General features: G+C 59.4%; 5 protein-coding genes. 2 read left to right on the forward strand and 3 right to left on the reverse strand.

Annotated features, from left to right (window positions below; all coding sequences use genetic code 11):
* Positions 1 to 25: 25 nt before the first annotated feature.
* Genes glpC through glpA form a run of 3 tightly spaced genes read right to left on the reverse strand, consistent with a single transcriptional unit; the run spans position 26 to position 4,048 of the window.
* A complete protein-coding gene (gene glpC / locus IM282_RS10760) occupies positions 26 to 1,216 on the reverse strand; it encodes an anaerobic glycerol-3-phosphate dehydrogenase subunit GlpC (protein ID WP_192970388.1) in 1,191 nt (396 codons plus the stop codon).
* The gene (gene glpB, locus IM282_RS10765) at positions 1,213 to 2,430 is read right to left on the reverse strand and encodes a glycerol-3-phosphate dehydrogenase subunit GlpB (protein WP_192970389.1); all 1,218 of its coding nucleotides are present in this window, start codon (positions 2,428 to 2,430) and stop codon (positions 1,213 to 1,215) included. The genes glpC and glpB overlap by 4 nt, the downstream gene beginning before the upstream one ends.
* Positions 2,420 to 4,048, reverse strand: coding sequence for an anaerobic glycerol-3-phosphate dehydrogenase subunit A (glpA, locus tag IM282_RS10770; RefSeq protein WP_045620903.1), 1,629 nt, complete (start codon positions 4,046 to 4,048; stop codon positions 2,420 to 2,422). Before glpA ends, glpB begins: the two co-directional genes overlap by 11 nt.
* A 250-nt stretch (positions 4,049 to 4,298) precedes the next feature.
* On the opposite strand from glpA, the gene glpT reads away from it, so the two are divergent.
* Together glpT and glpQ are read left to right on the forward strand one after the other, a co-directional pair.
* On the forward strand, positions 4,299 to 5,651 hold the full coding sequence (glpT, locus tag IM282_RS10775; RefSeq protein ID WP_063147697.1) for a glycerol-3-phosphate transporter: 1,353 nt from the start codon (positions 4,299 to 4,301) through the stop codon (positions 5,649 to 5,651).
* Between the two features lie 11 nt (positions 5,652 to 5,662).
* The gene (gene glpQ, locus IM282_RS10780) at positions 5,663 to 6,721 is read left to right on the forward strand and encodes a glycerophosphodiester phosphodiesterase (RefSeq protein ID WP_192970390.1); all 1,059 of its coding nucleotides are present in this window, start codon (positions 5,663 to 5,665) and stop codon (positions 6,719 to 6,721) included.
* Positions 6,722 to 6,999 lie beyond the last annotated feature (278 nt).

Raw genomic sequence — 6,999 nt, forward strand, 5'->3', positions numbered from 1 at the left:
GCCGGGGCAGTGTCCCCGGCAACGGTTACGCCAGTGCGTTTGCCAGCAAGGTAATGGGATGTTCACAGCGTTTGCTGGTGGACATCTCGATCTGCCACTTGCAGGTTTCACAATCCGTCACCACGATATCTGCGCCGCTCTCTTCAATCTGCCGGAACAGCGGCGCGCCAATGGCCTGTGACGTTGGGTAGTTTTCACGCTTGAATCCGTAGGTGCCAGCGATGCCGCAGCAGCGTGAGTCCAGCACCGTCAGCTCCAGCCCCGGGATCAGCCGCAGCAGCTCCAGCGTATAGATCGACCAGCCCATCTTCTCCATATGACATGGCGTTTGATACACCACCTTCAGCGGCAATTTGCCCAGCGGTAACGTCTGCCCACTGTCAAGTTTGCGCCAGAGAAAACGGGTCGCCAGCTCAATGTGCTCGCGCAGGCCGGTGTTATCCACATCCAGCAGATGCGGATATTCATCGCGCAGCGTGAAGGTACAGGTTGACGACGTCGCCAGTACCGGTATCCCTTTGTCGACGATCGCCTCACGTAAAGAGGTGACGTTGCTTTTTGCCTGCCTGCGCGCTTTGTCGGTAAAACCGTTGGCAATCAGCGGAACGCCGCAGCACTTCTCTTTGCTCAGCAGCTGAACGCCCGTCCCCATGGTGTTCAGCACTTTCAGCAGGTCTTTTCCCAGCTGCGGATGGTTGTAGTTCACGTAGCAGCCGTGGAAGAAGGCAACCTGCTCAGCGAACTGCGCCTGTTCTGCCGCCACGGATTTATACCAGCGGCGGAAGGTGCCGTGAGAATATTTCGGCAGACTGCGGTGATGGTCGATTTTGAGCGTCGCATCCAGCAGCCTGCGCACCGGCTTCAGGGCGGTGGCGGCATTGACGACCGGCGCGAAAGGCGTCGAGAGGCTGCCCATCAGATCGGTGTGGCTCAGTATCGTGTCGCGCAGCGTCGGTTTTTGCGTACTGTAGCGGGCGCGGGCGCGCTGGATGATATCGCCTATTTTCACGTCCGACGGGCAGGCAACTTCGCAGCGTTTGCAGTTTATGCAGTATTTCAGCGCCTCGTCGTAGAGCGCGCCGTCCTTCAGGCGCAGACGCTCCCCGTCGGGGCCGGCCTGTTTCGGGCCGGGATAGCGCGGATCGACGCCGCTGACCGGGCAAACCGTGGTGCAGACCGTGCATTTGATACAGCTTTCAAATCGGGTGTCGTTCATTGTGCTCCCTCCCTGCGCTGGATAATCTGCTCCGCGACATGCAGCGCGGTGACGGCGCAGACGCCGCCACCGCAGCCCTGTGCCACGGGATCGTACCCGCCCAGAACCGAGCCGATGGCGTAAAGATTTTCAACCGGTTCCCCGCCCAGCTGCGGGCGCAGCTGGGTATCGACGATCACGCCGAACTGCTGCCAGGGCTGCGGGGTGAAGAAATCGCTTTGATACCAGTCCGCGCGGGAAGCGCTTTGCCGGACATCCAGCCCGAGAATTGCCTCACGCACGCCATCCCGGCTGCTCAGCAGACCGTTACTGAAAAAACTGCCGCTTGCCAGCACCGTATAGCGTGCACGAAGCGGGATGTCGCCGTGGTTGCGGGTCCAGATTTCGCTTACCGCGCCCTCTACCAGGGTGATTTTTTTCACCTCGTCGCCTGCCAACCAGACGCCACCCTGGGCGACAAACTGACGTTGAAGCTGGGTATGCAGACGAATGCCGGGCACGGAAGGGGGGAGCGTCGGCAGTAAACCGAGCGTACAGGGCAGGCGCGCCGAGAGCCAGCGCCAGAGCCGGTTGTCCGTTAAGCCAAAACAGGCGGGCATAAACAGGGCGTCGCAGCTCTCGCCGAGCGGTTGAAGCGCCGCGTACAGCTGCGGCCAGTAGCGTTCATTATCCAGCAGGCGGGCAATGTTCACCGCACGAAACTCGCTGGGGTTTTCGCGCAGCACGTCGAGCTCGGGGAGATCAATCTCCGCCGTATCCACCTGAATGCCTTGCTGTCTGAGAGACGCGGCGGCAAGATGCGGCTGGAAATCGAGGAAACCGCTGATCCCCACCACCCGCACGTGCCCGGCAGCGATGGGGGCGACAGGCACCTCTTCCGGGCTAAGCCAGGCGGCGCGCAGAGTGCCGAGCGGCGTGACGCGCTGATGATTTTGCTCGGCGTCACCCTGCATGCGTGCGCCGCAGGCGGTCAGCAGGTGTTCGGTTTCGCAGGCAAAGCGGGCCATATTCTCTGCGCCCGTCAGGCGGTAGGGATGTTCAGGCGGCAGATCGGCGAACGATAGCGCGCCCAGTAAATCCAGCGAGCCGGAAGAGAAGTGCAGGGCACTTTGACCGCGAGTGACAATGGCGCAGCGCAGACCCCGCTGCGTCAGTTTGAGACCGCACAGCAGGCCCGCCAGCCCTCCACCCACAATCACGGTATCAAATTTCATGGTTGTGCTCCTTCTCCAGACCGCAAAGTCCCTGATAGACCCAGCGGGTAAACTCACTTTCGCGCAGGGCATCGCCCCAGGCGACGGGCTGAATGCCTTTCCAGCGCTCATTTAAAAAATCGCTGAGCTGGGCTAGCGACTGGGTTGAGGAGGTGGCATGAAAACGTTGCAGCAGCCCGGCGGCACGGCAGGCGCACAGCTCCCCCTGACAGGTGCCCATCCCGACTCGCGTGCGGCGGCGTAAATCAAGCAGGTTGTTCACCGTCAGGTTTTCCACGGCATATTGCACCTCGCCTGCGGTCACGGCTTCGCATTCGCACACCAGGCTGCGGCTGAGTCGCCCTTCACCGAGCCAGGTTGGGGTGCGGTCGCCGTGACGGTAAATCGCCGAACCGCGAAGCGGGGCAGGGAGTGAAATGATTTTGTGCAGCGTTTTTTCTGTCGATTGCTGCGAGCCGGGCAGAGCCTGTTCCGCCGTCACGCACGGTGCGGTGTTGCCGAGCTTACGGCAGACGGCATCGGTGGCCCACTGGGCCATCAGCCGGTAGGTCATCAGCTTGCCGCCGGTAATGGTGATAAACCCGTCCATGCCGTCACGTTCAGCGTGATCGAGCAGCACGATGCCGCGGCTGACGTTACGCCCGCTCGGATCGTTGTCGCTGGCGACGAGGGGACGCACGCCCGCGTAGGCACGCAGAATACGCGTCTGCGCCATCACCGGGGCCAGCTTTTCCCCTTCGCGCAGCAGGATATCCACCTCTTCAGCGGTGACGCGGTTGTAATCAATTTCGCTGTAGTCCACATGCATTGAGGTCGTGCCGATTAACGAAATGGTGTCCCCCGGCACGAGGATATCGGCGTCAGACGGTTTACGGCAGCGGTTGATGACATGGTTATTGATGCGGTGGTCGAGGATCAGCAGCGAGCCTTTGGCCGGGAACATGCGCACCGACAGGTCCGCGTATTCCGCGATGCGCTGGCCCCAGATCCCCGCCGCGTTGACTACGACGGCGGCATACAGCTCGCGGTGTTCGTTGTACTGCGCATCAAACACGCGCACCCCGCGCACGCTATTACCTTCACGAATAAGCCCGGTGACGTGATGCCCGGTCAGGATCTGGGCGCCATGTTCCCGCGCGTCGAGCATATTGGCGGCGGTCAGGCGGAAAGGATCAACGGTTCCGTCCGGTACTTTTACCGCGCCCAGTAACGCCGGGTTTACCGAGGGTTCAAGACGGCGCGCCTGCGCAGGATCGATCGCCTCGGCCTGAATGCCTGCCGCCGTGCAGGCGGTGATAAAGGTTTGCTGAAAGCCGAGGTCATCTTCTGGAAGGGTGATAAAAAGACCGTTGGTCGGTTCAACGCAGTGGCGGGCGATGCGCCTGAGGATCTGGTTTTCAGCGATACACTCGCGTGCTGACTCAGCGTCAGTAACCGCATAGCGGGCACCGCTGTGCAACAGACCGTGGTTACGCCCCGTTGCGCCGGTGGCGATGTCGTGGCGCTCCAGAAGCGTGACGCTCAATCCCCGCAGGGCGCAGTCGCGTGCGATGCCGGCACCCGTCGCGCCACCGCCAATGATAATCACATCGCTGAAGCGTGGATCGTGAATTGTCATTGCCTTTCCTCTATGTTCGTTTTTTAGCATTTAGCCACATTGATCGTGTGGTTTGTTTGATTTCGAACATAAACGCGCGAAATTCGAAAGTGAAACGTGATTTCATGCGCTTTTTTGCGCATTCTGTCATATTTCTGTAACAATCTGTGCGTTGATTCACAGTAACATTCACCGTGATTTCTTAACATCGCCGCCTCTGTAGCCGGGCGCGAGATGCCCGGTCATTTTTTGAAAGGCCACGGAGGCTGTTATGCTCAGTATCTTTAAACCTGCGCCACACCGGGCGCGACTGCCAGAGGCAGAGATTGATCCTCTCTACCGCCGTCTGCGTTGGCAAATCTTCCTCGGGATCTTCTTCGGGTATGCGGCGTACTATCTGGTACGTAAAAACTTTGCGCTCGCCATGCCGTACCTGGTGGAACAAGGCTTCTCCCGCGGCGATCTGGGCTTTGCGCTGTCAGGGATCTCCATCGCGTACGGTTTTTCGAAGTTCATTATGGGGTCGGTGTCGGATCGCTCGAATCCGCGCGTGTTCCTGCCCGCCGGTCTGATCCTCGCGGCAGCGGTGATGCTGTTCATGGGCTTTGTGCCATGGGCGACCTCCAGCATTGCCGTCATGTTCGTACTGCTGTTCCTCTGCGGCTGGTTCCAGGGGATGGGGTGGCCGCCATGCGGACGTACCATGGTGCACTGGTGGTCACAGAAAGAGCGCGGTGGGATTGTATCGGTCTGGAACTGCGCGCATAACGTCGGGGGCGGGCTTCCGCCGCTGCTGTTCCTGCTGGGGATGGCCTGGTTCAACGACTGGCACGCGGCGCTCTATATGCCTGCCTTTGGCGCCATTCTGGTGGCGATTATCGCCTTCGCCCTGATGCGCGACACGCCGCAGTCCTGCGGCCTGCCGCCGATTGAAGAGTACAAAAACGACTACCCGGATGATTACAGCGAGAAGCACGAAGAAGAGCTGACCGCGAAACAGATCTTCATGAAGTATGTGCTGCCAAACAAGCTGCTGTGGTACATCGCGGTGGCGAACGTGTTTGTCTACCTGCTGCGCTACGGCATCCTCGACTGGTCCCCGACTTACCTGAAAGAGGTGAAGCACTTCGCGCTGGATAAATCCTCCTGGGCCTATTTCCTGTATGAATACGCGGGCATTCCCGGCACGCTGATCTGCGGCTGGATGTCGGACAAAGTGTTTAAGGGCAACCGTGGGGCGACGGGCGTGTTCTTTATGACGCTGGTCACCATCGCGACGGTCGTTTACTGGCTAAACCCGCCGGGTAATCCGGGTGTGGATATGGCCTGTATGATTGTCATCGGCTTCCTGATTTATGGTCCGGTTATGCTGATTGGCCTGCACGCGCTGGAGCTGGCGCCGAAGAAAGCGGCTGGCACGGCGGCAGGCTTTACCGGTCTGTTTGGCTACCTCGGCGGTTCAGTGGCGGCAAGCGCCATCGTCGGTTACACCGTCGATTTCTTCGGCTGGGACGGCGGCTTTATGGTGATGATTGGCGGCAGCGTGCTGGCTGTTCTGCTGCTGGTTGTTGTGATGATTGGTGAAAAACGTCATCACGCCGAAGTGCTGGCGCGTCGTCAATAAGGAGCATTGCGATGAAATTAACTCAGTTAGCGACAGGCCTGCTGCTGGCGGGCCTGATGACAGGCTCCGCGCTGGCGGCGGATAAAATCGTGATCGCCCACCGTGGCGCCAGCGGTTATCTGCCGGAGCATACGCTGCCGGCAAAAGCGATGGCCTATGCCCAGGGCGCGGATTATCTGGAGCAGGATCTGGTGATGACGAAGGACGACCAGCTGGTCGTTCTGCATGACCATTATCTTGACCGCGTGACGGACGTGGCGGAGCGTTTCCCGGATCGTGCCCGTAAAGATGGCCGCTACTACGCCATCGACTTCACGCTGGCGGAGATCCGCTCGCTGAAGTTTACCGAGGGCTTCGAGATTGAGAACGGTAAGAAGGTGCAGGTCTATCCGGGGCGTTTCCCGATGGGCAAGTCTGACTTCCGTATTCACACCTTCGAAGAGGAGATCGAGTTTGTTCAGGGGCTGAACCACTCGACGGGCAAAAATATCGGTATCTACCCGGAAATCAAAGCGCCGTGGTTCCACCATCAGGAAGGAAAAGACATTGCCGCGAAGACGCTGGAGGTACTGAAAAAGTACGGCTACACCAGCAAGAAGGATAAGGTTTTCCTGCAATGTTTCGATGCCGCGGAACTGAAGCGCATCAAAACTGAGCTGGAGCCGAAGATGGGAATGGATCTCAATCTGGTGCAGCTGATTGCCTATACCGACTGGAATGAAACTCAGGAAAAACAGCCGGACGGGAAGTGGGTGAACTACAGCTACGACTGGATGTTTAAGCCGGGCGCGATGAAGCAGATTGCGCAGTACGCCGACGGCATCGGGCCGGATTACCACATGATGGTGGCGGAAGGCTCAACGCCGGGCCACGTGAAGCTGACGGCGATGGTGAAAGAGGCGCATGCGAGCAAGATGCAGGTGCATCCGTATACCGTGCGTGCAGACCAGTTGCCGGAGTATGCGACGGACGTGGATCAGCTTTACGACGTGCTGTATAACCAGGCGGATGTGGACGGATTGTTTACGGATTTCCCGGATAAAGCGGTCGAATTCATTCACCGGAAGTAGGTTTTGTAGGTCGGGTAAGGCGAAGCCGCCACCCGACAATCAGGCTCTGCGGCCTGATGCCCTCACCCTAACCCTCTCCCACCGGGCTGAGGGATCCCCAGTAATTTTTTTATGCAGAAGCAATAAAGTTGCTTTCTAAATGACTGAGGGCTGTCAGCGATGCCCTGGTCCGGCTGTAAATCGCTGAGGCGTTTGCCTTCCGGCCGGGGCGAGGCGCAGGGATGCGCCGAGAGGGCGGCTTTACAGGGACGTTGCCTCCGCCCGTACCCGATAAGCCG

Origin of the sequence: Enterobacter cloacae complex sp. P29RS, from assembly GCF_014893445.1 — a bacterium.
Lineage (GTDB): Bacteria > Pseudomonadota > Gammaproteobacteria > Enterobacterales > Enterobacteriaceae > Enterobacter > Enterobacter intestinihominis.